General features: G+C 67.7%; 20 protein-coding genes and 1 pseudogene. 7 read left to right on the forward strand and 14 right to left on the reverse strand.

What is annotated here, in order from left to right:
* Position 1 precedes the first annotated feature (1 nt).
* The 5 genes from tal to pgl are packed head-to-tail and all read left to right on the forward strand — an operon-like array spanning position 2 to position 5,960.
* Complete coding sequence (gene tal, locus D1832_RS02220; RefSeq protein WP_118912426.1) at positions 2-1,123, forward strand: transaldolase; 1,122 nt, start codon at positions 2-4, stop codon at positions 1,121-1,123.
* Positions 1,120-2,751 carry a glucose-6-phosphate isomerase gene (locus D1832_RS02225; protein ID WP_118912427.1) on the forward strand — a complete coding sequence of 544 codons (1,632 nt, stop codon included), beginning with the start codon at positions 1,120-1,122 and terminating at the stop codon, positions 2,749-2,751. Before tal ends, D1832_RS02225 begins: the two co-directional genes overlap by 4 nt.
* Complete coding sequence (gene zwf, locus D1832_RS02230) at positions 2,748-4,295, forward strand: glucose-6-phosphate dehydrogenase (RefSeq protein ID WP_118912428.1); 1,548 nt, start codon at positions 2,748-2,750, stop codon at positions 4,293-4,295. The genes D1832_RS02225 and zwf overlap by 4 nt, the downstream gene beginning before the upstream one ends.
* Entirely contained in the window at positions 4,292-5,224 is a 933-nt protein-coding gene (locus D1832_RS02235; protein WP_118912429.1) for a glucose-6-phosphate dehydrogenase assembly protein OpcA, read from the forward strand. Before zwf ends, D1832_RS02235 begins: the two co-directional genes overlap by 4 nt.
* Entirely contained in the window at positions 5,217-5,960 is a 744-nt protein-coding gene (gene pgl / locus D1832_RS02240) for a 6-phosphogluconolactonase (protein ID WP_118912430.1), read from the forward strand. Before D1832_RS02235 ends, pgl begins: the two co-directional genes overlap by 8 nt.
* 103 nt (positions 5,961-6,063) lie before the next feature.
* Here the strand turns inward: pgl and secG are convergent, their stop codons facing one another.
* The 10 genes and pseudogenes from secG to uvrA all read right to left on the reverse strand — a co-directional run bounded on the left by secG (position 6,064) and on the right by uvrA (position 18,240).
* Entirely contained in the window at positions 6,064-6,306 is a 243-nt protein-coding gene (gene secG / locus D1832_RS02245) for a preprotein translocase subunit SecG (RefSeq protein WP_047312777.1), read from the reverse strand.
* A 149-nt stretch (positions 6,307-6,455) separates the two neighbouring features.
* Positions 6,456-7,256 (reverse strand): triose-phosphate isomerase, encoded by an 801-nt coding sequence (gene tpiA, locus D1832_RS02250; protein WP_118912431.1) that lies wholly within the window; start codon positions 7,254-7,256, stop codon positions 6,456-6,458.
* Between the two features lie 102 nt (positions 7,257-7,358).
* Entirely contained in the window at positions 7,359-8,555 is a 1,197-nt protein-coding gene (locus tag D1832_RS02255) for a phosphoglycerate kinase (RefSeq protein ID WP_118912432.1), read from the reverse strand.
* 7 nt (positions 8,556-8,562) lie between these two features.
* A pseudogene (gene gap, locus D1832_RS02260) lies at positions 8,563-9,569 on the reverse strand (type I glyceraldehyde-3-phosphate dehydrogenase).
* A gap of 236 nt (positions 9,570-9,805) precedes the next feature.
* Entirely contained in the window at positions 9,806-10,783 is a 978-nt protein-coding gene (whiA, locus tag D1832_RS02265) for a DNA-binding protein WhiA (protein ID WP_118912433.1), read from the reverse strand.
* Between the two features lie 141 nt (positions 10,784-10,924).
* On the reverse strand, positions 10,925-11,902 hold the full coding sequence (locus D1832_RS02270) for a gluconeogenesis factor YvcK family protein (RefSeq protein WP_118912434.1): 978 nt from the start codon (positions 11,900-11,902) through the stop codon (positions 10,925-10,927).
* The gene (rapZ, locus tag D1832_RS02275) at positions 11,899-12,771 is read right to left on the reverse strand and encodes an RNase adapter RapZ (RefSeq protein WP_241510816.1); all 873 of its coding nucleotides are present in this window, start codon (positions 12,769-12,771) and stop codon (positions 11,899-11,901) included. Before rapZ ends, D1832_RS02270 begins: the two co-directional genes overlap by 4 nt.
* Before the next feature lie 17 nt (positions 12,772-12,788).
* Entirely contained in the window at positions 12,789-14,792 is a 2,004-nt protein-coding gene (gene uvrC, locus D1832_RS02280; RefSeq protein WP_118912436.1) for an excinuclease ABC subunit UvrC, read from the reverse strand.
* On the reverse strand, positions 14,792-15,202 hold the full coding sequence (locus D1832_RS02285) for a Rieske (2Fe-2S) protein (protein WP_118912437.1): 411 nt from the start codon (positions 15,200-15,202) through the stop codon (positions 14,792-14,794). The genes uvrC and D1832_RS02285 overlap by 1 nt, the downstream gene beginning before the upstream one ends.
* Positions 15,199-18,240, reverse strand: a complete 3,042-nt coding sequence (uvrA, locus tag D1832_RS02290; RefSeq protein ID WP_415557154.1) for an excinuclease ABC subunit UvrA — start codon at positions 18,238-18,240, stop codon at positions 15,199-15,201. Before uvrA ends, D1832_RS02285 begins: the two co-directional genes overlap by 4 nt.
* A 134-nt stretch (positions 18,241-18,374) precedes the next feature.
* Between uvrA and D1832_RS02295 the strand changes: the two genes are divergently transcribed.
* The gene (locus tag D1832_RS02295) at positions 18,375-20,219 is read left to right on the forward strand and encodes a glycoside hydrolase family 15 protein (RefSeq protein ID WP_118912438.1); all 1,845 of its coding nucleotides are present in this window, start codon (positions 18,375-18,377) and stop codon (positions 20,217-20,219) included.
* The gene (locus D1832_RS02300) at positions 20,216-20,887 is read left to right on the forward strand and encodes an MBL fold metallo-hydrolase (RefSeq protein ID WP_118912439.1); all 672 of its coding nucleotides are present in this window, start codon (positions 20,216-20,218) and stop codon (positions 20,885-20,887) included. Before D1832_RS02295 ends, D1832_RS02300 begins: the two co-directional genes overlap by 4 nt.
* Before the next feature lie 87 nt (positions 20,888-20,974).
* On the opposite strand, the gene D1832_RS02305 is transcribed toward D1832_RS02300, so the two are convergent.
* The 4 genes from D1832_RS02305 to coaE (D1832_RS02320) form a co-directional block, all read right to left on the reverse strand.
* Positions 20,975-21,298 carry a DUF3817 domain-containing protein gene (locus tag D1832_RS02305; RefSeq protein WP_165357858.1) on the reverse strand — a complete coding sequence of 108 codons (324 nt, stop codon included), beginning with the start codon at positions 21,296-21,298 and terminating at the stop codon, positions 20,975-20,977.
* Positions 21,299-21,340: 42 nt separating this feature from the next.
* A complete protein-coding gene (gene uvrB / locus D1832_RS02310; protein ID WP_118912440.1) occupies positions 21,341-23,443 on the reverse strand; it encodes an excinuclease ABC subunit UvrB in 2,103 nt (700 codons plus the stop codon).
* A 95-nt stretch (positions 23,444-23,538) separates the two neighbouring features.
* Entirely contained in the window at positions 23,539-24,174 is a 636-nt protein-coding gene (gene coaE / locus D1832_RS02315) for a dephospho-CoA kinase (RefSeq protein ID WP_118912441.1), read from the reverse strand.
* Positions 24,175-24,190: 16 nt separating this feature from the next.
* Positions 24,191-26,557 (reverse strand): dephospho-CoA kinase, encoded by a 2,367-nt coding sequence (coaE, locus tag D1832_RS02320; RefSeq protein WP_118912442.1) that lies wholly within the window; start codon positions 26,555-26,557, stop codon positions 24,191-24,193.
* Positions 26,558-26,669: the final 112 nt, after the last annotated feature.

Consider the following 26,669-nt stretch of genomic DNA (forward strand, 5'->3'; position numbering starts at 1 on the left):
CATGACTCAGAACACGAACACCCAGGCCCTCTCCGACGTCGGCGTCTCGATCTGGCTCGACGACCTCAACCGTCCGATGGTCACCGGTGACGAGCTCAAGACGCTCGTCGAGACGAAGAACGTCGTCGGTGTGACCTCGAACCCGACCATCTTCGCCTCGGCGCTGTCGAACGGCTCGGCCTACAACGAGCAGGTCGCCGAGCTCGCCGCGTCCGGCAAGGGTGTCGACGAGGCCGTCTTCACCATCACCACCGAGGACGTCATCTCCGCGTGCGACATCCTGCGCCCGGTGTACGACGCCACGAACGGCGAGGACGGCCGCGTCTCGATCGAGGTCGACCCGCGCATGGCGCGAGACACCGACGGCACGATCAAGATGGCCAAGCAGCTGTGGGAGACGATCGACCGCCCCAACTGCATGATCAAGATCCCGGCCACGGTCGAGGGCCTGCCCGCGATCAGCGCCACGCTCGCCGAGGGCATCAGCGTCAACGTCACGCTGATCTTCTCGCTCGACCGCTACCGCGGCGTCATGAACGCCTTCCTCACGGGCCTCGAGCAGGCCCGCGAGAACGGCAAGGACCTGTCGACCATCCGTTCGGTCGCCTCGTTCTTCGTCAGCCGCGTCGACACCGAGTTCGACAAGCGCCTCGACGCCATCGGCTCCGACGCCGCGAAGGAGCTCAAGAGCAAGGCGGGCATCGCGAACGCCCGCCTTGCCTACCAGGCGTTCGAAGAGGTCTTCGGCACGCCGCGTTGGCAGACCCTCGCGGACGACGGCGCCCACGTGCAGCGTCCGCTCTGGGCCTCCACGGGCGTCAAGGACCCGAACCTGTCCGACACGCTGTACGTCGTCGAGCTCGCTGCGCCGAACACGGTCAACACCATGCCGCCGAAGACGCTCGACGCGCTCGCCGACCACGGCGAGATCGCGGGTGACCGCGTGAGCGGCTCCTACGGCGAGGCCAAGGCCACGATGGATGCCCTCGAGCAGGTCGGCGTCTCGTACGCCGACGTCGTCGAGCAGCTCGAGACCGAGGGTCTCGAGAAGTTCGAGGCCTCCTGGGAAGAGCTCCTCGGCTCCGTCCGCTCCGAGCTGGAGAAGGCGGGCGACAACAAGTGACCTCCTCCGGTGTCAGCCTCGGCACCGTGGGTGCCGGGACGGCAGCGATCGACGCTGCCGTCCCGGCGCTCGTTGCCGAGAAGTTCGCAAGCCGTCTCTTCGACCAGGACCCGACGCTGTGGGGCACCGCGGCCGAGCCCGAATCCGCCAAGCGCCTGTCCTGGGTGACGCTGGCGCGTTCGTCGCGCCCGCTCGTCGGCGAGGTCGCCGCTCTGCGTGAGAAGTTCGCCGAGGCCGGCCTCAACCGTGTCGTCCTGTGCGGCATGGGCGGCTCGTCCCTGGCTCCCGAGGTCATCTGCGCGACGGCGGGCGTTCCGCTCGTCGTGCTCGACTCCTCGCAGCCCGACATGGTGCGCGACGCCCTCGCGGAGGACCTCGAGCACACGGTCGTCGTCGTCTCCTCCAAGTCGGGTTCGACCGTGGAGACCGACAGCCAGCGCCGCGCCTACGAGAAGGCGTTCGAGGACGCCGGTATCGACCCACGTGAGCGCATCGTCATCGTCACCGACCCGGGTTCCCCGCTCGACAAGAGTTCGCGCGAGGGCGGCTTCACGGTCGTCAACGCCGACCCCAACGTCGGCGGACGCTACTCGGCGCTCACGGCGTTCGGTCTCGTGCCGTCCGGCCTGGCCGGCGCCGATATCGAGGCGCTCCTCGATGAGGCCGAGTCGGTCACGGACCTGCTCGCTGCGGACGACGAGGCCAACCCCGGCCTGCGTCTCGGCGCGGTGCTCGGTGGCACGCAGCCGCTGCGCGACAAGATCCTGCTCGCCGATGCCGGTACGCAGATCAAGGGCTTCGGCGACTGGGCCGAGCAGCTCATCGCCGAGTCCACCGGTAAGGACGGCAAGGGTCTGCTCCCGGTCGTCGTCGGTGACTCCGAGCCCGACGAACTCGCCGCTGACGAGAACCTCGTCCTCCTCACGGCCGAGGACGACGAGCGTGCCCCCGAGGGTGAAGCCGTCTCGACGGTCTCCGGTTCGCTCGGGGCTCAGATGCTCCTGTGGGAGGTCGCGACCGCCGTCGCTGGCCGCCTCATCGGCATCAACCCGTTCGACCAGCCGGATGTCGAGTCGGCGAAGTCGGCCGCTCGTGACCTGCTCGACAAGGGCATGGACGCCGGTGCGGCTCCGGCCTTCACCGAAGGCGCCGTCGAGGTCCGTGCCGAGGGGCCCGACTTCCTCGGTGACGCCTCGACGCTCGACGACGCGCTGAGGGCCCTCGTCGACCAGCTCGGTCCGCGGGGCTACCTGGCGATCATGGCCTACCTCGACCGGTTGCGCGATGCGTCGCTCGCCGACGTCCGTGCTCCGCTGGAGCGCACGCTCGAGCGTCCGGTCACCTTCGGCTGGGGGCCCCGTTTCCTCCACTCGACCGGCCAGTACCACAAGGGTGGGCCCGCGATCGGTGTCTACCTGCAGATCACGACCGAGGCGAAGGAAGATCTGGCCGTGCCGGGTCGCGACTTCACCTTCGGCCAGTTCTGCGCGGCTCAGGCCGGCGGTGACGCCGCAGTCCTCGCCGACCACGACCGTCCGGTCCTGCGCCTGCACCTGCGTGAGCACGATGCCGGCTTGGCCCAGGTCACGTCGGCCCTCGAAAAGCTTGCAGGAGGCGACGCTCGGTGACGCCACCGGTCGACATCACCAAGGACCACAACCCCCTGCGTTCGCCCCTGGACAAGCGTCTTCCGCGCATCGCCGGACCGTGCAGCGTCGTGCTGTTCGGAGTCACCGGTGACCTCGCACGCAAGAAGCTCATGCCGGCGATCTACGACCTGTTCCACCGCGGTCTGCTGCCGCCCGGCTTCTCCCTCGTCGGGTTCGCCCGACGCGACTGGGAGGACCAGGACTTCATGCAGATCGTCAAGGACGCCGTGCGCGAGCGTGCTCGCACCGGGTTCGACGAGAAGGTCTGGACCAACCTCGCCGACGGCATCCGGTTCGTGCCCGGCACCTTCGACGACCCCAAGGCCTTCGAGTTTCTCGCGACGACGCTCAAGGAGCTCGAGCAGACGCGCGGCACTGAGGGCAACGCGGCGTTCTACCTGTCGATCCCACCGGGTTCGTTCGCCCAGGTGTGCGAGCAGCTGGAAGCCGCCGGCCTCACCGAGCCGAAGGGTGACGCCTGGCGTCGCGTCGTCATCGAGAAGCCGTTCGGGCACGACCTCGAGAGCGCACGCGAACTCAACGACATCGTCGAGGGCGTCTTCCCGGCCGACTCGATCTTCCGCATCGATCACTACCTCGGCAAAGAGACGGTGCAGAACATCCTGGCGTTCCGTTTCGCCAACGAGATGTTCGAGCCGATCTGGAACGCGAACCACGTCGACCACGTGCAGATCACCATGGCCGAGGATATCGGCATCGGTGGTCGCGCGGGGTACTACGACGGCATCGGCGCAGCACGCGACGTCATCCAGAACCACCTCCTGCAGCTTCTCGCCCTCACGGCGATGGAGCAGCCGCTCTCCTTCGACGCGAAGGATCTGCGGGCGGAGAAGGAGAAGGTGCTCGCCGCGGTGAAGCTGCCGGGCGACCTCGCCGCGGCGACGGCTCGTGGACAGTACGCCGAGGGTTGGCAGGGCGCGCAGAAGGTGCCCGGCTTCCTCGCCGAGGAGGGCATCGACCCGCAGTCGCAGACGGAGACGTACGCGGCCGTGAAGCTCGGTATCAACACCCGTCGCTGGGCCGGGGTGCCGTTCTACCTGCGTACGGGCAAGCGTCTCGGCAAGCGCGTCACGGAAATCGCCGTGGTGTTCAAGAACGCTGCGACGCCCTTCGACGCCAACCAGACCGAGGAGCTCGGCCGCAACGCCGTCGTCATCCGTGTTCAGCCGGACGAGGGCGTCACGATGCGCTTCGGCTCCAAGGTGCCGGGTTCGAACTCCTTCGAGGTGCGCGACGTGACGATGGACTTCGGTTACGGGTCGGCCTTCACCGATTCGAGCCCTGAGGCCTACGAACGTCTCATCCTCGATGTGCTTCTCGGCGATCCGCCGCTCTTCCCCCGGCACGAGGAGGTCGAGCTGTCCTGGCGCATCCTCGACCCGATCGAGCAGTTCTGGGCCGAGCAGGAGTGCCAGCCCGAGCAGTACGAGTCGGGCACGTGGGGTCCGCGTACCTCGGACGACATGATGGCCCGCGACGGACGAGTCTGGAGAATGCCGTGATCGTCGACCTGGAGAAGACCTCGAGCGCCGACATCTCGAAGAAGCTCGTGCAGCTTCGCAACGAGGTCGGTTCGATGACGTTGGGTCGCGTGATGACCCTCGTTGTCGTCAGCCCGCGTGAGCACGTGGACGAGTCGCTGCGGGTGGCCTCGGAGGCCACGCGTCTGCACCCGAGCCGCATCATCGCCGTCGTCGACGAACCCGATGCGGGCGACGACGACCTCAACGCCCAGATCCGCCTCGGCGGGGATGCGGGCGCGAGCGAGATCATCGTCCTCGGGCTGCGCGGTGAGTTGGCCGAGCACGGTGCGGCGGCGATCACTCCGCTGCTCCTGCCGGACTCCCCTGTGGTCGCGTGGTGGCCGATGCAGGCCGACGAGAACATCGGCGAGACGCAGATCGGTCGGATGGCGCAGCGTCGGATCACGGACGTCTCCCTGTCCGACGACCCGCGCGGCGAGATCCTGCGCCGGGCGATGTACTACACGGCCGGTGACACCGACATGGCGTGGGCACGCACGACGCGCTGGCGCGGGCTGCTCGCCGGCGCGCTCGACCTGCCGCCGTACGAGCCGGTGCAGCGCATCGTCGTCAAGGGCGCGTCCGACTCCGCGTCCTCCGACCTCCTCGGTGGCTGGCTGTCGGTCGAGCTGGGGTGCCCGGTGCAGCGCGAGCTGACCGAACCCGGGCGCGGCCTCGTGGCCGTCGAGCTCCACCGCGAGAGCGGCGCCATCTCGCTGATCCGGGACGGCGAGCAAGCGATCCTTCGTCAGCCCGATCAGCCGGATCGTCAGATGGCGCTTCCCCGTCCCGACGCCGTCGCGTCGTTGGCGGAAGAACTGCGTCGTCTCGACAAGGACGAGATCTACCGGGACGCACTCGTGCGAGGGCTGCCCAAGATCGTCGCGGACGACGAACACGATGAGTGACGTCGAGCGTCGGGTACGCCCCGACAAGGCGACACTCGCCGACGCCGTCGCCGAGCGCTTCCTCGCCGTCGTCACCGAGGCCGTCGAGAAGCGCGGTGTGGCGCACGTCGTCCTCACCGGCGGGTCGATGGGCACGGCGTTTCTCGAAGCGCTCGGACGCTCGCCGAACGAGGTGCCGTGGGCCTCGCTCCACCTGTGGTGGGGTGACGAGCGATTCCTGCCCGAGGGCGACGGCGAGCGGAATGTCACGCAGGCGCGCGATGCCCTTCTCGACAACCTCACCGTGGCCCCTGCCGGGGTCCACGTCATGGCGGCCTCCGACGGGGCAGCCGCCGGGGACGTTGCCGCGGGTGCCTCTGCCTATGCCGCCGAGCTCGACGAAGCGTTCGGTGACGCGCTCCTCCAGGGCGAGGTTCCCGCGTTCGACGTCGTCATGCTCGGGATGGGGCCCGACACGCACGTCGCGTCGTTGTTCCCCGGTCACGAGCAGACGCGCGCCGACGCCGTGAGCGTCGCCTCGGTGACGAACTCCCCCAAGCCGCCGCCCGAGCGCATCACGATGACGTTCCCCACCTTGAACAGCGCCCGTGAGGTCTGGCTCATGGTCGCAGGCGAGGACAAACGGGATGCCGTACGTGCAGCGTCCGGCTCCGACGACCGGGTGGCTCATCCGGCTTGTGGAGTCCACGGGCAGGTCGCCACGGTGTGGTGGCTCGACGAGGCCGCCGCCGGCTGAGCGAACCCCGAAGCCCTTCCCTGGAACGACGAAAGAGCCCCTCACCGCTGCCGGTGAGGGGCTCTTTCAATGTCGAAGCCTGTGTTCGGCTCGCGACGAGGTGTCAGTTGAACCGCTCGACGAGACCGAGTCCGATGATGGCCGCGAACCAGAGGCCGGCCGCGCCGACCGTGATGCGGTTGAGGTTGCGTTCGGCCATCGAGGAGCCACCCATCGTGGCTCCGGAGCCACCACCGAACATGTCGGAGAGTCCGCCGCCACTGCCCTTGTGCATGAGGATGAGCATGGTCAGGAACAGACTGCTCAGCACGAGCAGAACCTGCAGAGCGATCTTCAGAATGTCCACGTAGAAATCTCACCTCACGACGACGCGAGCTGACGCCCGCACAATTCGCCCAAGCCTATCGCGTCGGACACCGTGCCCATGTCAGCCCCCGACGCGCGCCGAGCGGCACGACCTCGGTGGCCGGTGGGTCCGGCGTGCGACGCGCAGGATCACTGCCCGGCGTGCTCCTTGTAACGGCAAATGCCGGCGAAGTCGTCGACGACGAGCGACGCACCACCGACAAGGGCGCCGTCGACGTCGTCACCGGCCATGATTTCCGCGACGTTGCCGGGTTTCACCGAACCGCCGTAGAGAACGCGGACCTTCGCGGCGACATCGCCGTCGAACACGCGGGCGAGGGCCTCGCGCAGCGCGCCGCAGACCTCCTGCGCGTCCGCCGGCGTGGCGACCTCACCCGTACCGATGGCCCACACGGGCTCGTACGCCACGACGAGGCTCTCCGCCTGCTCCCGCGAGAGACCGGCGACGGCCGCCTCGAGCTGAGCGACCGTGTGCTCGACGTGCTGACCGGCCTTGCGGACCTCGAGCGGCTCGCCGACGCACAGGATCGGCGTCACGCCGTGGCGATAGGCTGCCTCGACCTTGGCGCGCACGATCTCGTCCGTCTCGTGGTGGTACTCGCGACGCTCGCTGTGGCCGACGCACACGTACGTGCAGCCGAGCTTTGCGAGGAACGCACCTGAGACCTCACCGGTGTAGGCGCCCTCGTCGTGCTGCGAGAGGTCCTGGGCGCCGTAGACGAGCTTCAGCTTGTCGCCGTCGACGAGCGTCTGCACCGAACGCAGGTCGGTGAACGGCGGCAGCACGGCCACCTCAACGTCGGCGAAGTCGTGGCGCTTGTCCTCGAGGGTCCACGTGAGCTTCTGCACGAGGTGCGTGCCCTGCAGGTGGTCGAGATTCATCTTCCAGTTGCCCGCCATGAGCGGCGTGCGGGTGGTGGTCGAAGCCATGAGGCTCCCCTTTCCCTTGAAGGTTCGAGGTGATGGAACGAGAACGAGCCCCGCTCCCGCCGGACGACGGAAGCGGGGCTCGTGACGTGCGGGACGTCGGCGTCAGCCGAGCACCTCGATGCCGGGCAGGTTCTTGCCCTCGAGGTACTCGAGGCTGGCGCCTCCGCCGGTGGAGATGTGACCGAACTGCTCGTCGGCGAAGCCCAGCTGACGCACTGCGGCGGCCGAGTCGCCGCCACCGACCACGGTGAGAGCACCGTTCTCGGTGGCTTCGACGAGCGCCTGGGCGACGGCCTTCGTGCCCGCGGCGAACGGCTCCATCTCGAATGCGCCCATCGGGCCGTTCCAGAACACCGTCTTGCAGTCGGTGAGCTTCGACGCGTAGAGCTTCGCGGACTCGGGGCCGATGTCGAGACCCATCTGGTCGGCCGGGATGGCGTCGACCGCGACGACCTCGCTGCCCTTGTCGGCAGCGAACTCGGGCGCCACGACGACATCGACCGGCAGGACGATCTCGACGCCGGCCTCCTTGGCCTTGGCGATGTAGCCCTTGACGGTCTCGAGCTGCTCGTCGTCGAGAAGGCTCTTGCCGACCTCGTGGCCTTCGGCCTTGAGGAAGGTGAAGACCATGCCGCCACCGATGAGGAGACGGTCCGCGGTCTTCATGAGGTTCTCGATGACGGCGAGCTTGTCAGCGACCTTGGCGCCGCCGAGCACGACGGCGTAGGGACGCTGCGGCTCGTCCGTGAGGCGCTGCAACACGTTGACCTCGGCCTGCACGAGACCACCCATGGCCGACGGCAGGAGTTCGGCGACGTCGTACACGGACGCCTGCTTGCGGTGCACGACACCGAAGCCGTCGGAGACGAAGACGTCGGCGAGATCGGCCAGCTGCTGGGCGAACTCGCGGCGCTCGGCGTCGTCCTTGCTCGTCTCCCCCGCGTTGAAACGCAGGTTCTCGAGCAGGGCGACGTCGCCGTCACCGAGGGACTCCACGACCTCACGGGCCGACTCGCCGACGGTGTCGGAGGCGAACTTCACGTCCTGACCGAGCAACTCCGACAGACGGGAGACGACCGGCTCGAGCGAGTACTTCGCCTCCGGCTCACCCTTGGGACGGCCGAGGTGGGCCACGACAACGACGCGGGCGCCTGCCTTCGTCAGCTCCTGGATCGTGGGGACGGACGCGCGCACACGGCCGTCGTCCGTGATCCGGGAACCATCGAGCGGCACGTTGAGGTCACTGCGCAGCAGAACCTTCTTGCCCCTCAGATCACCGAGGTCGGAGATCGACTTCATCGACGCCTCAGAGCTTGGAGCCCACGAGGGCGGTGAGGTCGACGAGGCGGTTGGAGTAACCCCACTCGTTGTCGTACCAGCCGACGACCTTGACCTGGTTGCCGATGACCTTCGTCAGACCGGAGTCGAAGATGCAGGACGCCGGGTCGGTGACGATGTCGGTGGAGACGAGGTCGGCCTCGGAGTAGTTGAGGACGTCCTTGAGCGGGCCCTCGGAAGCGGCCTTCTTGACGATCTCGTTGACCTCTTCGACGGTCGTCTCGCGGGAGGCGGTGAACGTCAGGTCCGTGGCCGAACCCGTGGGAACAGGCACGCGCAGCGCGTAACCGTCGAGCTTGCCCTTGAGCTCCGGCAGGACGAGAGAGACGGCCTTGGCCGCACCCGTCGACGTGGGAACGATGTTGATGGCGGCGGCGCGGGCGCGGCGTGCGTCCTTGTGCGGCGCGTCGTGAAGGCGCTGGTCACCCGTGTAGGCGTGAACCGTCGTCATGAGGCCCTTCTCGATGCCGAGGCCGTCGTTGAGGGCCTTGGCCATCGGGGCGAGGCAGTTCGTCGTGCACGACGCGTTGGAGATGATCGTGTGCTTCTCCGGGTCGTACAGGTCGTCGTTGACGCCCATGACGATGGTGATGTCCTCGTTCTTCGCCGGGGCGGAGATGATGACCTTCTTCGCGCCGCCGGCCAGGTGGGCCTTGGCAGCCTCGGCCTCGGTGAAGAAGCCGGTGGACTCGACGACGATGTCGGCGCCGACGGACGCCCAGTCGAGCTTGGCCGGGTCTTCTCGGCGAAGGCGGCGATCTTGGCGCCGTCGACCGTGATGGAGGTGTCGTCGAAGGTGACGTCGCCGTCGAAGCGGCCGAGGATCGAGTCGTACTTGAGCAGGTGGGCCAGCGTCTTGTTGTCGGTGAGGTCGTTCACCGCCACGATCTCGACATCTGCGCCCGACGCCTTGACGGCGCGGAAGAAGTTGCGGCCGATGCGGCCAAAGCCATTGATACCAACGCGGACGGTCACTTTTGGACCCTGCCCTTCCCTAGGAATCGAGTGCTCGCGTACCCGCTGGCGGGCACGCGGTCTTTCACACGTCCACCCTATGACAAGGGGCCCCACGCGTGGCGAAGCGGTGGAAGGTTACCGGCCAGTGCATGAGACCCGCAGAGCCGCACGGTGGGCCCGTGTGGGGGCTTCGTCGAGCACAGATCGACGCCCACCGCGGGCGTGCGGTGGGCGTCGGCGAAGTGTGGCGAGGGTCAGTCGTCCTCGAGCATGTCCGGCGTGAGGTTGGCCTCGGTGCCGGGAATGCCGAGTTCCGCCGCGCGCTTGTCGGCCATGGCGAGCAGACGACGGATGCGCCCGGCAACCGCGTCCTTCGTCATGGGCGGGTCGGCGAGAGCGCCCAGCTCCTCGAGGCTGGCCTGCTTGTGCTCGATGCGCAGTTCACCGGCCTGACGCAGGTGACCGGGCACCTCGTCGCCGAGGATTTCCATGGCGCGAGCAACGCGCGAACCGGCCGCGACGGCCGCGCGGGCCGAACGGCGCAGGTTGGCATCGTCGAAGTTCGCGAGGCGGTTGGCGGTGGCACGCACCTCTCGGCGCATACGGCGCTCCTCCCACACGAGGCGCGCGTCCGTGGCGCCCATGTGCGTGAGCATGGCCCCGATGGCCTCCCCGTCACGGATGACGACGCGGTCGACCCCACGCACCTCACGTGCCTTCGCGGCGATGCCGAGGCGGCGGGCCGCTCCGACGAGGGCGAGAGCCACCTCGGAGCCGGGGCACGTGATCTCCATCGACGACGAACGTCCGGGTTCGGTGAGCGATCCGTGAACGATGAAGGCTCCGCGCCACGCGGCGGCGGCGTCGTCGACGGTGCCGTTGACGATCTTCGGGGGAAGCCCGCGTACAGGACGTCCCTTGGCGTCGACGAGACCCGCCTGAACGGCGAGCTCGGCCTTCGGAACACGCACGACGTAGGACGTGGAGCGACGAAGGCCACCCGGGCGCATGACGACGAGTTCGCTCGAGTGGCCGTAAAGCTCGGTGATGGCGGTGCGCAGGCGTCGCGCGGCAACCCCCGTGTCGAGCTCCGCCTCGACGCTCACGCGGCCGCCGACGAGGTGCAATCCCCCTGCGAAACGCAGCATCGCGGCCACCTCGGCCTTGCGCGTCGCGTTCGTCGTGACGACGACCCGGCTGAGCTCGTCCTTGACCGTTGCGGTCATCGCCATGGCGCCATGTCCTCTCCAGAAACGACCGCTTCAAGGCTTGGCTGCCGTGAAGCGGGGTTCTCATTTTGCCTGCTCCAACGCGAGAACCCAAACATTGTTGGTGCGAAATAGTGACCTGCAGGGGTGCGTACGCCCCCTGACTCATTGATGCCGCGGACCACGGGAGGAACGCTCCATGACGTCTCGATAGGCCGTGGCGAGGCGCAACGTGTCGTGCACCCCGGCCGTGTCCGGGTCGGCCACGTGCTTGTAGACGACTTCCGCGCCGAGGGCGGCAGCGGACGTCTCGAGTGCGTGGAGGGCCCGCTCGTCGTCACCGATGACACCGGGGTCCGCGAGGACCGCATCGAGATGCAGTGCAGGCGCGTGAGCGCGCAGCACCTCCAAGTGGTCGCTTGCCGAGAAGCCCGCGGTCTCGCCCGTGTCCATCTGCACGTTGAGGGCGAGCATGCGCTTCGCCTTGGTCATGACGAGGGCGTCCAGCAGATCGGGCACGAGAAGGTGTGGCATGACGGACGTGAACCACGAGCCCGGTCCGAGAATGACCCAGTCGGCGTCGAGAACGGCGTCGACGGCCTCCTTGCACGGCTGAGGAGGGTCCGGGAACAGGCGAAGGTTGAGCACCTGACCGGGCGTCTGCGCGATGGCGACCTGACCGGATACCTCCTGCACTTCCTCCGGCTTCTCGGGGTCGGCGCCGCGCACCGTGGCGTCGATGCGCAACGGTTGCATCGACATCGGCAGGACGCGACCGCGCGCGCTCAGCAGGCGCCCCACCATGTCGAGACCCTTGATCGGGTCGCCGAGCGAATCCCACAAACCCGCGATAATGAGATTACCGAGCGCGTGGCCGCCCATCGGACCCTCACCGGGGAACCGGTGCTGCAGGGCGTCACGCCAGGCGATGCCCCACTCGGAGTTGTCACACAACGCCGCCAGGGCCATGCGCAGGTCACCAGGCGGAAGGATGTCGTACTCCTCCCGGAGGCGTCCCGACGATCCCCCGTCATCGGCGACCGTGACGATGGCCGTGATCTGGTCGGTGACGAGCCGCAGGGCTTCGAGGGAGGCGAAGAGACCGTGCCCTCCCCCGAGTGCCGCGACAGCGGGCCTCTTCACTCGCGCCCCAGGTCGCGGTGCACCACGAGTGTGCCGAGACGTTCGGAACGAAGCTGCTTCGCAAGGGCCTCGGCCATGGCGACGCTCCGGTGCTTGCCCCCCGTGCACCCGACGGCCAGCGTCACGTAGCTACGGCCCTCACGCAGGTAGCCCTCGGTCATCGGTTCGAGGAGTGACAGGACGCCGTCGAGGAACTCCTTCGCACCCGGCTGGCCGAGCACGAAGTCGCTCACGACCTCGTCCTTACCGCTGAACGGACGCAACTCCGGATTCCAGAAAGGGTTGGGCAGGAAGCGCATGTCGAAAACGAGGTCGGCGTCCAGCGGGATGCCGTACTTGAAGCCGAAACTCATGACGGCGATCCGCAGATCCGGGCCTCCCTTGTCACCGACGAGCTCCTGCACCTTGGCCGAGAGCTGGTGGACGTTGAGGCCACTCGTGTCGATGAGGATGTCCGCGTTCGAGCGAAGATCACGTAGCAGCTCACGCTCGCGCGTGATGCCGTCGAGCATGCGCCCCTCCCCCTGCAGCGGGTGAGGGCGACGCACGGATTCGAAACGGCGCACGAGCGATTCGTCCGTGGCGTCGACGAAGACGACGGAGGGACGCCACCCGTTGTCGCGCAGCTGCTCGAGGCCCGCGCGGAAGTCGGTGAAGAAGGCACGGCTGCGCACGTCGACGACGGCGGCGACGCGTACGTCGGACTCGCCGCTCCTGTCGACGAGGTCAGCCAGCTGCGTGAGTAACTGCGGCGGCAGGTTGTCGACGACGTACCAGCCCTGGTCCTCGAGAACGTTGGCCGCAGTGGTGCGACCCGCCCCGCTCATACCCGTGACGATCATCATCTCCGAGTGCGCAGAGTCGGTCATCGTGGCCTCTCGTTCTCTCATTCCAGTACTTCTCCGGTGATCACGTTAACCGCTGGCGACCCCTCGTTCGACGAGAGCGCCCGGACGACGGACTCGGCCAGGGCCGGGCCGACACCCTTGACCTCCTGGAGCGCTTCGGCGTCGGCCGCACGGATGGCCTTGACCGTTCCGAAGTGCTGGAGCAACGCCTTCTGCTTGGCCGGCCCGAGGCCCGCGATCCCGTCGAGGGCGGAGACCGTCATGGCTTTAGAGCGCCGTTCCCGGTGGAAGGTGATGGCGAAGCGGTGGGCCTCGTCACGCACCCGCTGCAGTAGGTAGAGCGCCTCGCTCGTGCGCGGCAGGATGACGGGGAAGTCGTCGTCCGCGAGCCACACCTCCTCGAGGCGTTTGGCGAGCCCGACGACCGGGATGTCGGCGAACCCGACCTCGGCCAGAGCACGCGCCGCAGCGTCCACCTGCGGGCGTCCACCGTCGACGACGAGAAGCTGCGGACGGTAGGCGAACTTCTTGAGACGCCCGTCCTCGTCACGGAGGGAACCGGCCCTGTCGTCGGCGTCCACCTCGCCACTGACCGGGGTGGTTTCGTCGCCGTTCGCGGTCTCACGGGCCAGACGGGCGAAGCGGCGCGTGAGCACCTCGTGCATGGCGGCCACGTCGTCGTTGCGCAGGGTGCCGTCCGCGTCCTCGGTGCCGGCCACGATGAAGCGGCGGTACTCGGACTTGCGCGGCAGGCCGTCCTCGAAGACGACCATCGAGCCCACGACGTTCGTGCCCTGCACGTGCGAGATGTCGAAACACTCGATGCGTAGCGGCGCCTCGGGCAGCCCGAGGTTCTCCTGCAACTCCTCGAGGGCCTGCGAGCGAGCGGTGAGATCGCCGGCCCGGCTGACCTTGTGTCGGGCGAGGGCCTGCTCGGCGTTCTTCGTCACGGTGGCGGCGAGTTCTCGCTTGTCACCACGCTGCGGGACGCGCAGGTCGACCACCCCGCCGCGACGCTGGCGCAGCCAGTCACGCACGTCGTCGGGTTCGCCCGGTAGGACGGGCACGAGCACTTCGCGGGGAACGTCGTCCTTGCCCTCGCGTTCTCCGTACACCTCGAGCAGGATCCGCTCGATGAGTTCCGGGGTTCCGACGCCCGCCTCGCTGGCCTTGTCGGTGACCCAGCCGCGCTGTCCTCGAATGCGCCCACCTCGGACGTGGAAGACCTGGACTGCGGCCTCTAGCTCGTCCTCGACGAGACCGAAGACGTCGGCGTCCGTGGCGTCGTCGAAGACGATGGCCGACTTCTGCAGCACCTTCTCGAGGGCAGCGAGATCGTCACGCAAGCGCGCGGCCTGCTCGAAGTCGAGTTCGGCCGACGCCGCCTTCATGCGACGCTCGATGTCGCGCGTGAACCGCGCCGAATCCCCCGCCATGAACGCGCAGAAGTCCTCGGCGATGGCGCGGTGCTCCTCGTGCGTCACGTTGCCGACACACGGAGCACTGCACTTGTCGATGTAGCCGAGCAGGCACGGGCGTCCGGAGGCCTCGGCGCGGCGGTAGACGCCCGCGCTGCACGTGCGCATGGGAAACACGCGCATGAGCTGGTCGAGGGTGTCGCGGATGGCCCACGCGTGGGTGAACGGTCCGAAGTAGCGGGTGCCCGGCTTCTTGCGTCCGCGCATGACCTGCGCCCGCGGCACCTCGTCGGACATCGTCACCGCGAGGTACGGGTACGACTTGTCGTCGCGGTACTTCACGTTGAAGCGCGGGTCGTACTCCTTGATCCACGCGTACTCGAGCTGAAGTGCCTCGACCTCGTTGCGCACGACCGTCCACTCGACGGATGCTGCCGTGGTCACCATCGTGCGCGTCCGCGGGTGAAGCAGACGCAGGTCCTGGAAGTAGCTCGTGAGGCGCGAACGCAGGGACTTCGCCTTGCCGACGTAGATGACACGTCCGTCACGGTCGCGGAAGCGGTAGACGCCGGCGTCCGTGGGGATGTCGCCCGTCTTCGGGCGGTAGGTGCGGGGATCGGCCATCAGCCGGTGACGTGCAGCTTCGCGCCCTGCACGGCGACCTGCTTGGCGGGAAGCCCCTTCTCCGCCGGGCCGGCGGTGACGTCACCCGTCTTGGGGTCGAAACGGCTGCCGTGGCAGGTGCAGACGATGGCTTCTTCGGTGACCTGGCCGACCTGGCAACCCTGGTGGGGGCAGACCGACGAGAACGCCTTGTAGGAGCCCTTGCTCGGCTGGGTGACGACGACGCTGTTGGTGCGGTCGATGAAGCCGCCACCGACCGGAACGTTCGATGCATCAACGCTGATGTCGACCTTCTTGGCCGCCGGAGCGTCGTCACCACCGCCGCAGGCAGCGAGAAGCCCCGTGCCCACGACGGCCGTCGTGGCAGTGAGCGCGCTGCGGCGGGAGATCTCGTTGCTCAGTGACGTCATGACTTCTTCGCCTTTCCGGCGGCGGGTGCCGCCTTCTTCGCCGTCCTCTTGGTGGTGGTCTTCGTCGACGAACTGCTCGTCGTAGCGCTCGTGGCGGCCGCTGCGGCCTTCTTCTCCGCCGCCTTCTTGGCGGCCCGCGGACCGCGGGCGATCGGCTCGATGGCCTTCTGCGGCACGATCTGCGGCGTCACGCCCGCCTTCTCGAGCACCGGCGCGAGGAAGCGACCGGTGTGGCTCTCGGCAACCTGCGCGATTTGCTCCGGAGTTCCCTCGGCAACGACCGTGCCACCGCGGAAGCCGCCCTCGGGACCCATGTCGATGACCCAGTCGGCGCACTTGATGACGTCGAGGTTGTGCTCGATGACGACGACCGTGTTGCCCTTGTCGGCCAGACCCTGGATGACGTCGAGCAGCTTACGGATGTCCTCGAAGTGCAGGCCCGTGGTCGGCTCGTCGAGCACGTAGATGGTGCGTCCGGAGGATCGCTTCTGCAATTCGCTCGCGAGCTTGACGCGCTGGGCCTCACCACCCGAGAGCGTCGGCGCGGGCTGACCCAGGCGGACGTAGCCGAGCCCCACGTCGACGAGGGTGCGCATGTGGCGCGCGATGGCAGGCACCGCTTCGAAGAAGTCGGCGGCCTCCTCGATCGGCATGTCGAGAACCTCGGCGATCGTCTTGCCCTTGAAGTGCACCTCGAGCGTCTCGCGGTTGTAGCGCGCACCGTGGCACACCTCGCAGGGCACGTACACGTCGGGCAGGAAGTTCATCTCGATCTTGAGCGTGCCGTCACCCGAGCAGGCCTCGCAGCGACCGCCCTTGACGTTGAAGGAGAAACGGCCCGGCTGGTAACCGCGCACCTTCGCCTCCTGCGTCTCGGCGAAGAGCTTGCGGATGTTGTCGAACACACCCGTGTACGTAGCCGGGTTGCTTCGCGGGGTACGCCCGATGGGGCTCTGATCGACGTGGACAACCTTGTCGAGTTGCTGCATGCCGGTGACGCGCTTGTGACGCCCCGCGACCTGCCGGGCGCCGTTGAGCTCGTTGGCGAGCGAGGTGTAGAGGATGTCGTTGACGAGCGTCGACTTTCCGGAGCCGGAGACCCCGGTGACGACAACGAGGTTGCCCAGCGGGAAGGCAACGTCGACGTTCTTCAGCGTGTGCTCGCGAGCCCCCTCGACGACGACCTGCCGCCCGTCCTGTCCGCGACGCGTCGGGGGAACGGGAATCGACAGGCGGCCGGAGAGGTAGCCACCCGTGATCGAGCGCTTCTCCTTGACGAGGCCCTTGACAGGTCCGGAGTAGACGACCTCACCCCCGTGCTCGCCGGCACCGGGACCGATGTCGACGATCCAGTCGGCCGTCTCGATGGTGTCCTCGTCGTGCTCGACGACGATGAGGGTGTTGCCGAGGTCGCGCAGACGGGTCAGCGTCTCGATGAGGCGGTGGTTGTCGCGCTGGTGGAGACCGATGGAGGGCTCGTCGAGCACGTAGAGCACACCCACGAGGCCGGAACCGATCTGCGTGGCCAGGCGGATGCGCTGAGCCTCGCCACCCGAGAGGGTGCCGGCCGGCCGGTCGAGCGAGAGGTAGTCGAGGCCGACGTCGAGCAGAAAGCCCAGGCGAGCGCCGATCTCCTTGATGACGCGCTCGGCGATCTGACGCTCACGCGAGTCGAAGTCGACCCCGTCGAGGAAGTACGCGGACTCCGAGATGGGTAGGGCACAGACCTCGGCGATCGACTTGCCACCGATGGTGACGGCGAGCGACTCCGGCTTGAGTCGGGCACCCTTGCACACCGGGCACGGGACCTCACGCATGTAGCCCTCGTAGCGCTCACGACTCCACTCGGACTCCGTCTCGGAGTGGCGACGCTTGACGAACGGGATGACGCCCTCGAAGCCCGTCGAGTACGAGCGCTCACGCCCGTAGCGGTTGCGGTAGCGCACGTGAACCTTGTGGTTCTTGCCCTCGAGCAGCATGGTGCGGGCGCGGGTGGGCAGGGCACGCCAGGGTGTGTCGAGGTCGAAGCCCTGCTCGTCGCCGAGCGCCTTCATCACGCGGGTGAAGTAGTCGGCCGCACCCGAGCCCTGCGCCCACGGGAGGATGGCCCCGTCTCGCAGCGTCTTCTCCTCGTCGGGCACGACGAGGTCGGGGTCGACCTGGAGTTCCGTACCGAGGCCGGTGCATTCGGGGCAGGCACCGAACGGGCTGTTGAAGGAGAACGAGCGAGGCTCGATGGCGTCCATCGACAGCGGGTGGTCGTTGGGGCACGCGAGCTTCTCCGAATAGCGGCGCTCGAGCGGCCCCTCGACCTCCTCGCCCTCACGCACGACCTTTTCGACGACGACGAGTCCGTCGGCAAGGCCGAGAGCTGTCTCGACGGAGTCGGTGAGGCGCTGGCGTCCGCTCGTGTCGTCCGGCCCCTTCGCGACGAGGCGGTCGACCACGACGTCGATGGTGTGCTTCTTCTGCTTCTCGAGCACCGGCGGTTCGGTGAGCGACACGATCTCGCCGTCGACGCGGGCGCGCGAGAAGCCCTTCGTCTGCAGTTCGGCGAACAGGTCGACGTACTCACCCTTGCGTGCCCGGACCACGGGGGCGAGCACCTGGTAGCGGGTGCGCTCGGGCAACTCCTGGATGCTGTCGACGATCTGCTGAGGGGTCTGGCTGCCGACCGGCTCGCCACAGATGGGGCAGTGCGGACGACCGGCGCGGGCGAAGAGCAGACGGAAGTAGTCGTAGACCTCCGTGATGGTGCCCACGGTGGAGCGCGGGTTGCGGTTCGTGCTCTTCTGGTCGATCGAGACGGCCGGGCTCAGACCTTCGATGAAGTCGACGTCGGGCTTGTCCATCTGCCCGAGGAACTGACGCGCGTACGCCGACAGCGACTCGACGTAGCGACGCTGGCCCTCGGCGAAGATCGTGTCGAACGCGAGCGACGACTTGCCCGAACCGGACAGGCCCGTGAAGACGACGAGCGCGTCACGCGGGATCTCGATCGAGACGTTCTTGAGGTTGTGCTCACGTGCACCACGCACGAGCAGGTGATCGTGGCCGCGACGCGCGACGGCGGAAGCGCTCGAACGTCGCTCGGCGGCCTGGGAGTTCTGAGAATTCGGCACGGCTCCATGCTAGGTGCGACCACCGACAACCGCGGACTAGGCTGGCCCTCATGCCTGCCGACACCACCCTTTCCGAGGCGAACCACACCCCGATCGAGGACTACGCGATCATCGGCGACACCGAGACAGCGGCCCTCATCAGCCTCCGGGGTTCCGTCGACTGGTTGTGCCTCCCCCGGTTCGACTCCTCGAGTTGCTTCACCGCCCTTCTCGGTACCCCCGATCACGGCCGTTGGCTGCTGGGTCCTGTCGACGAGGCAACGACCACGCGCAGCTACCGGGGCAACAGCTTCGTCCTCGAGACCATCCACGAGACGCCGACCGGCAAGGTGCGCGTCACCGACCTCATGCCCGTGAGCGACGGCCGCGCCGACGTGCTACGCCGCGTCGAGGGTCTCGAGGGCACCGTGGCGATGGAGCAGGAGCTCATCGTCCGCTTCGGCTACGGCAAGGTGAAGCCGTGGGTCAGCCACCACCCCGGCCACAGCGAGGACGAGGAGGTGCTCGTCGCGATCGCCGGACCCGACATGCTCATCTTCCGCGGCGACCGACTGCCCGTCGGTGACGAGGGCCGTCACCGTGACCACTTCGAGGTCAAGGCCGGTGAACGCTACGACTTCAGCGTCACCTGGGTGCCCAGCTACAAGCCGATCCCCGCTCCCCTCGACACCGACCGTCGCATCGCAGCCTCCCTCGATCGCTGGGAGAACTGGATGAGCCACTGCACGTACAACGGCCCGCACGCCGAGGTCGTCAAGCGCAGCCTGCTCGTGCTCGACCTGCTCACCGACAGCCGGCGCGGCGGCATCGTCGCAGCTCCCACGACGTCGCTTCCCGAGCACATCGGCGGCGAACGGAACTGGGACTACCGCTACTGCTGGCTGCGCGACGCCTCGCTGGGCCTCGAGGCCCTGCTCCGTGCCGGCTACATCGAGGCCACGCTGAAGTGGCGTGAGTGGCTCGTGCGCGCCCTCGCCGGTGTTCCCGAGGACATGCAGATCATGTACACGATCGACGGTGGGCGTGAACTCGCCGAACGCGAACTCGACCACCTGCCCGGGTACGCGAACAGCCGACCGGTCCGCGTGGGCAACGGCGCCGTCGACCAGAAGCAGACGGATGTCCTCGGCGAGGTCATGATCGCCTTCGAGTCCGCTCGCGACCTCGGCGGGCAGGAGAGCCAGCAGAGTTGGGCGATCCAGGCTGCGCTCGTCAACCAGCTCGCGGATCACTGGGACGAGCCGGACAACGGCCTGTGGGAGATCCGCGGGCCCCTGCAGCACTTCACGCACTCGCGCGTCATGGTGTGGGCGGCCTTCGACCGCGCGATCCAGGCCGTCGAGGAGCACGACCTGCCCGGTGACGTCGAGCGCTGGCGCGAGATCCGCGACCTCGTGCGTGAGGAGGTGCTGACGAAGGGCTTCAACACGGACAAGAACACCTTCACGCAGCACTACAACACCGACGAGGTGGACGCCTCCCTGCTGCTCATCCCCCTCGTCGGGTTCCTGCCCGGTGACGACCCCCGCGTCATCGGCACCGTGCGCGCCATCGAGAACGACCTCATGCGCGGCGGGTTCCTCCTGCGCTACCGCACCCAGTCGGGCGTCGACGGCCTCGCGGGCGACGAGCACCCGTTCCTCGCGTGCTCGTTCTGGCTCGTCTCGGCCTACGCGAAGATCGGCGAGCTCGACAAGGCCTGCGAGCTGTTCGACCGCCTGTGCGACCTGCCGAACGACGTGGGCCTGCTCGCCGAGGAGTACGACCCCGAGGAAATGCGTCAGGTGGGCAACTTCCCGCAGGCGTTCAGCCACCTCACGCTCATCGGTGCGGCCTACGACCTCCACGAGGCACGCATCGCGTCGAACGACTACCCCAACGAGGAGATCGCATGACCTATGTTTCGGACGTCCAGCCCGGCCACGCGCCGTCGCGCCTCGACCTTCCCGGCCTCACGATGTGGAAGCTGTCGGTCTCGGACATGCACAACAACGTCTACCTGCTCAAGGACGCCGCCACCGGTGAGGCGTTGCTCGTCGACACCGCCGACGATGCCGCTACCATTCGCGAACTCCTCGCCGAGGCGCAGGTCGAGGACGCAGCCCTCGTCGGCGTCGTGACGACACACAAGCACTGGGATCACCACCGGGCCCTGCCGGAGATCGCACCCCTGGCCCGCGAGACGATGGCCGGCGAACTCGACGCGCCGGAACTGCCCGTCGAGCCGAGCCGCACGCTCGCCGACGGTGACACCGTCACGCTCGGCGAACAGACGCTCACGGCGCACCACGTGCCCGGGCACACGCCGGGCAGCGTCGTCCTCAGCTGGTCGCCCGAGGACGGTTCGACGCCGCACGTCTGGACCGGAGACACCCTGTTTCCCGGCGGCGTGGGTGCCACGAACCACAGCGACGAGCAGTCCTTCGACGAACTGTTCGCCTCGGTCAGGGATCGGATCTTCGGCCGTTTCGACGACGCCGTCGTGCACCCCGGCCACGGTGACGACACGAGCCTCGCCACCGAACGTCCGCACCTCGACGAATGGCGCGAACGAGGCTGGTGAACGGACGACCGGCGAGAACGACGAAGCGCCCGGTCCGGCAGCTCAAGGCTGCCTGGACCGGGCGCTATCTCGTCGGCGGCGGGGGCGTCAGGCCGTGACGCGCGGGCCGGCGGCCGGGGTGTCCAGTTCGCCGGCACGCTCGGCGCGCTTCTCGAACCAGATCGTCATGAACGGGATGACGGCGCTGACGAGGGCGAGCCCGATCGTCTTGCCCGGCCAGCTCTTCTCCTGCCACAGCTTGAGCGCACACAGCACGTAGCCGATGAACATGACCCCGTGGATGGGGCCGGCGATCTGCACACCCATCTCGGTGGTCTTCAGGATCCACTTGAAGAACATGCCGATGAGCAGCAGACCCCAGGAGATGGCCTCGGCCAGCGCGAAACCCTTGAACAAACGCGTGATCGTCATGCGTTCAAGAATACCGACGCCACCTGAGCGCAGCGTGGGCGCCTACTTCTGGCCCTCCGTCATCTGGCGCAGCTCCTTCTTGAGGTCACGCAACTCGTCGCGCAGGCGAGCTGCGAGTTCGAACTGAAGCTCCGCTGCGGCCTCGTGCATCTGTGCCGTGAGTTCCTGGATGAGCCCCGCCAGGTCGGCGCTGCTCGAGCCCTTGCGACCGCCCGTGGCGACGTCGGCGTCGGCCGTGGCGGCTCCTGTGCCACCGCGGACCTTGCCGCGGCTCATCGAACGACCGGAACCGAGCAGGGCGTCCGTGTCGGCGTCCTCACGCTGCAGCATGTCGGTGATGTCGGCGATCTTCTTGCGCAGCGGCTGCGGGTCGACCCCGTGCTCGGTGTTGTAGGCCACCTGCTTCTCGCGACGACGCGTGGTCTCGTCGATCGCCTCCTGCATCGACGGGGTGATCTTGTCGGCGTACATGTGCACCTGACCCGAGACGTTTCGGGCGGCACGGCCGACGGTCTGGATGAGGCTTCTCGCCGAACGCAGGAAGCCCTCCTTGTCGGCGTCGAGGATCGACACGAGCGAGACCTCGGGCAGGTCGAGGCCCTCGCGGAGCAGGTTGATGCCGACGAGCACGTCGTACTCACCCATGCGCAGTTCCCGCAGGAGTTCGACGCGGCGCAGGGTGTCGACCTCGGAGTGCAGGTACCGAACTCGAACGCCCTTGTCGAGGAGATAGTCGGTGAGGTCCTCGGCCATCTTCTTCGTCAGGGTGGTGACGAGGACGCGTTCGTTCTTCTCGGTACGCGTGCGGATCTCGCCGAGCAGGTCGTCGATCTGGCCCTTCGTCGGCTTGAGGACGATCTCCGGGTCGACGAGGCCGGTGGGGCGAATGACCTGCTCGACGTAACCGTCGCTCTTGGCCATCTCGTAGTCGCCCGGCGTGGCCGACAGGTAGACGGTCTGGTCGATGCGCTCGAGGAACTCCTCCCACTTGAGGGGACGGTTGTCCATCGCGCTCGGCAGGCGGAAACCGTGGTCGACGAGGGTGCGCTTGCGCGACATGTCGCCCTCGTACATCGCGCCGATCTGCGGCACCGTCTGGTGCGACTCGTCGATGACGAGCAGGAAGTCCTCGGGGAAGTAGTCGAGCAGTGTGTTCGGGGCCGAGCCCGACTCACGGCCGTCCATGTGGCGGCTGTAGTTCTCGATGCCCGCACACGAGCCGACCTGACGCATCATCTCGATGTCGTACGTCGTGCGCATCCGCAGGCGCTGCGCCTCGAGCATCTTGCCCTCGGTCTCGAACCGCTGGAGTTGGTCACCGAGTTCGACCTCGATGCCCTTGATGGCGCGTTCCATGCGCTCGGGGCCGGCCACGTAGTGCGTGGCCGGGAAAACGTACATCTCCTCCTCGTCGTTGACGATCTCGCCCGTCAACGGGTGGAGGGTGTAGAGCCGGTCGATCTCGTCGCCGAAGAACTCGATGCGAATGGCCAGTTCCTCGTACACGGGGATGATCTCCACCGTGTCGCCGCGCACCCGGAACGTGCCGCGCGTGAAGGCCATGTCGTTGCGCGTGTACTGCATGGTGACGAAGCGGCGCAGCAACTCGTCACGGTTGATCTCCTGGCCGACCTTCAGCCGGGCCATTCGGTCGACGTACTCCTGCGGGGTACCGAGACCGTAGATGCACGACACCGACGCGACGACGACGACGTCACGGCGGGTGAGCAGCGAGTTCGTGGCCGAGTGACGCAGTCGCTCGACCTCCTCGTTGATCGAGGAGTCCTTCTCGATGTACGTGTCCGTCTGCGGTACGTACGCCTCTGGCTGGTAGTAGTCGTAGTAACTGACGAAGTACTCGACGGCGTTGTGTGGCAGCAGCTCGCGGAACTCGTTGGCGAGCTGGGCGGCCAGTGTCTTGTTCGGCGCCAGAACGAGCGTCGGGCGCTGCACCTGCTCGATGAGCCAGGCCGTCGTCGCGGACTTACCGGTACCGGTGGCACCCAGGAGGACGATGTCCTTCTCCCCCGCGTTGACGCGCTGGGAGAGCTCGGCGATGGCCTTCGGCTGGTCGCCGGCGGGCTGATACTCCGACTCGACCTTGAACGGCGCAACGCGGCGCTGGATGTCAGTCACTGGACGCATGGTCAAACCCTACGTCCGGGCACCGACAACCCCGGAATCACGGGGTCCTGATGCCACTCGAAGCCACCCGCACGGCTGGGGGCGCCATTCGTGGGTCAGTGATGAACCGACGGCTCGACGTGCGTCGTCCAGACCTCCGATGCCTGCTCGCGCAGCTCCTCGGGGGTGCCCGTGTTGTCGATCCACACGTCGGCCACGGCGCGGCGCTGCTCCGTTGTGGCCTGTGAGCGGATGCGTGAGAGCGCCGCTTCCTTCGTCATGCCCCGGTCGGCGACGAGGCGCTCCAGGCGCACCTCTTGCGGCGCATCGACGATGACGACGAGGTCGTACTTGTCCGCGTACCCCAACTCGACGAGCAACGGAATGTCGTGGACGACGACCTGCCCCGACGCGGCCTTGCCCATCTGTCGCGCCGTCTCCTGCGCGATGAGGGGGTGCGTGATGCCTTCGAGTCGCCGCCGGGCCGTCTCGTCGGCGAAGACGAGCTCTGCCATCGCAGGGCGGTTCAACTCACCGTCGGCGGTCAGCATCGCTTCCCCGAACTCCTCGACGATCGCGCGGAGGCCGTCGGAGCCGGGCGCCACGACGAGGCGCTGGATCGCGTCCGAATCGACGACGAGGGCACCGAGCTGCGCGAACGTGCGCGCCACGGTGGACTTTCCGGAGCCGATACCGCCGGTCAGCCCGACCCGCAGGCCTCGCTCGAACGCGTGCTGCTCGGTGCCACTCATCGTCTCTCCTCGATCGTCAGCTACCCGCGTGAGCGCTCGTCTCGTCGAGCACCGGCTGCACGTGCTCGTCCCAGTGGGCGTCGACGAGCTCACGCAGTTCGTCGCGTGTTCCTGCATTCTCCATGACGAAGTCCGCAGCGTCCTCGCGCTCGCTCTGCTGGGTGTCGGCGTCGATCTCCGCCCATGCCTGCTCGCGGGTGAGACCGCGCTCCGCCATGAGGCGCCCCACGCGCAGCTCGACCGGAGCCGACACGACGACGACCTGGTCGAAGTCGCGCGGCGTCGACTCGGTGAGCAGCGCGAGGTCGAGTACGAGAACGGAATCCTCGCCGACCGCCTTGGCCCGAGCGTCGGCCACCTCGCGGACGGCAGGCCCGACCACGTCGTACAGGCGCCGACGGGCGGAGTGGCTCTCCGTCGTCAGGCCGTCGAGCGTTTCCCAGTCGATCGTGCCGTCGGGGTGGACGATCTCCTCGGAGAAGACCGCGCGCAGGTCCTCGAGCGTCTCGTGGCCCGGTGTGAGCACCTCGCGCATGAGCTCGTCGAACTCGACGACCACTGCGCCACGACGCTCGAACTCGTCGGCGACGACGGACTTTCCGGAGGCCACGGCGCCCGTGAGACCGATCGACACGGCCGCGCGACTGGCCGCGAGAGCCTGCGTGTGCGACGTCGTCGGGGTGTGCGTCTCGTACTCGGGCTCGGTGCCGATCTCGAACTCGGGCAGGACGACGTACTCGTCCATGTCCTCGCTGTTCTCGGCCGCGCGGCGCTCGTACTCCTCCTGCGGGAGAACCTTCTTCCACTGTCGCGTGCGGATCGGCTTCGCCGCGCCCGCGTCCTCGCGCAGCGCCTGCAGCAGGAGGAACGCCTGGAGGATCGTCAGGATCATGACCGGGAAGCCGATGACGATGATGACCTCCTGCAGCGCGTTGAGGCCGTTGTCGCCGGCGGTGAGGATGATCGCCGCACAGACGGCTCCGACCGACAACGACCAGAACACGCGCTGACGGCGCGTCCCCATGTCCTCGTGGCCGTTCGCCATGGCGTCGAGCACGAGGGCACCCGAGTCGATCGACGTGACGAAGAAGACGACGATGACGACGAGTGCCAGGGTCGCCGTGACGCCGTAGAGCGGCATGTCCTTGAGGAACTGGAACAGGGCGTCCTGCACGCGGCCGTCATCGACGATCGTCTTCGTCAGCTCGCCACCGGTACCCGGCTTGTCCGCGCTCGCGCGATCGGAGGTGATGGCCGAGAAGCCGTAGATCGACATCCAGACGACGACAAACGCGGTCGGCAGGCCGAGGGACGCGGCCACGAAGGCACGGATGCTCCGGCCGCGGGAGATCTTCGCGACGAACATGCCGACGAAGGGCGCCCAGGTCACGGTCCAGGCCCAGTAGAAGACGGTCCAGTCACCCGACCACTGGCCGTGACCGAAGCTGTCGTTGAAGGTGCTGAGCACCGGCAGGGCACTGAGGTAGCGACCGGACGCCTCGATGATGCTGCGCATGAGGTCGGACGTCGACGCCGCGTTCATGAGGATGAAGAGCATGAGCGCGATCGCGAGGATGATGTTCGCGTACGACAGGCGCTTGACGCCCTTGTCCATACCCGCGAGCACGGACGTCAGCGCTGCAGCGGTGATCACCGCGAGGATCGCAGCCTGCACCATGCCGGAGATCGGCACGCCGAAGACGTACTTCATACCGGAGTTGATCTGCAGCGCACCGAGACCCGTCGACACGGCAAGACCGAAGACGGTGGCGACGATCGAGATGATGTCGATCGTGCGTCCGATCGGACCGTGGATGCGGTCACCCAGGACCGGGTGGAACGCCGAGGAGACACGTGGCGGCAGGTTGCGCTTGTAGGTGAAGTAGCCGAACGACAGGCCGGGCACGATGAGCACGGCCCACATGTGGATGCCGAAGTGGAAGTTGGCGATGTTGATGGCCTGCCAGGCGGCGGCGTCGGTGAACGCCTTGTCGCCCATCGGCGGGTTCGCGTAGTGGTTCATCGGCTCGGCGATGCCCCAGAACATGAGGACGGCGCCGACGCCGGCGGCGAACATCATGCCGAACCACGCGAGCCCCGAGTACTCGGGTTCGGCGTCGTCCGCACCGATCTTGATGCGGCCGTAGCGGCTCATGGCGAGCCCGACGGAGAAGACGACGAGGAGCGTGGCCCCGGCCGTGTAGAACCAGCCGATGTCGTAGCGCAACCAGTGCGCGATGGAACCGAAGAACGTCTGAACCGGCCCCGGAAACAGACCCATCCCTGCGGTGAACAGGACGATGAGGAAGGCCGAGCCGAAAAAGATGATGGGCGACGTACGCAGACCGAGGCGGTCGTGGGCACGTGTGGAGATCGAGTTCACGAGAGTCTCAGAGGGGTTGGTCGAAATTCACCGAACTCCCAACGACCCCGGAGCCTCGGCGAACCTGTGCCCGGACGGCACGATCCGCCATGGTAGTCAATCCCCCGTCTCA

This window comes from Dermacoccus abyssi, from assembly GCF_003515945.1.
Classification (GTDB): domain Bacteria; phylum Actinomycetota; class Actinomycetes; order Actinomycetales; family Dermatophilaceae; genus Dermacoccus; species Dermacoccus abyssi.

What these genes read in the sequence shown, in the direction of transcription:
- D1832_RS02295 (WP_118912438.1), top strand. Translation starts at nt 18,375, where the DNA reads ATGCCTGCCGACACCACCCTTTCCGAGGCGAACCACACCCCGATCGAG.
- uvrB (WP_118912440.1), bottom strand. Translation starts at nt 23,443, where the DNA reads ATGCGTCCAGTGACTGACATCCAGCGCCGCGTTGCGCCGTTCAAGGTC.
- D1832_RS02255 (WP_118912432.1), bottom strand. Translation starts at nt 8,555, where the DNA reads ATGAAGTCGATCTCCGACCTCGGTGATCTGAGGGGCAAGAAGGTTCTG.
- whiA (WP_118912433.1), bottom strand. Translation starts at nt 10,783, where the DNA reads ATGGCGATGACCGCAACGGTCAAGGACGAGCTCAGCCGGGTCGTCGTC.
- coaE (WP_118912441.1), bottom strand. Translation starts at nt 24,174, where the DNA reads ATGAGTGGCACCGAGCAGCACGCGTTCGAGCGAGGCCTGCGGGTCGGG.
- uvrC (WP_118912436.1), bottom strand. Translation starts at nt 14,792, where the DNA reads ATGGCCGATCCCCGCACCTACCGCCCGAAGACGGGCGACATCCCCACG.
- rapZ (WP_241510816.1), bottom strand. Translation starts at nt 12,771, where the DNA reads ATGACCGACTCTGCGCACTCGGAGATGATGATCGTCACGGGTATGAGC.
- D1832_RS02300 (WP_118912439.1), top strand. Translation starts at nt 20,216, where the DNA reads ATGACCTATGTTTCGGACGTCCAGCCCGGCCACGCGCCGTCGCGCCTC.
- pgl (WP_118912430.1), top strand. Translation starts at nt 5,217, where the DNA reads ATGAGTGACGTCGAGCGTCGGGTACGCCCCGACAAGGCGACACTCGCC.
- tal (WP_118912426.1), top strand. Translation starts at nt 2, where the DNA reads ATGACTCAGAACACGAACACCCAGGCCCTCTCCGACGTCGGCGTCTCG.
- D1832_RS02305 (WP_165357858.1), bottom strand. Translation starts at nt 21,298, where the DNA reads ATGACGATCACGCGTTTGTTCAAGGGTTTCGCGCTGGCCGAGGCCATC.
- D1832_RS02285 (WP_118912437.1), bottom strand. Translation starts at nt 15,202, where the DNA reads ATGACGTCACTGAGCAACGAGATCTCCCGCCGCAGCGCGCTCACTGCC.
- tpiA (WP_118912431.1), bottom strand. Translation starts at nt 7,256, where the DNA reads ATGGCTTCGACCACCACCCGCACGCCGCTCATGGCGGGCAACTGGAAG.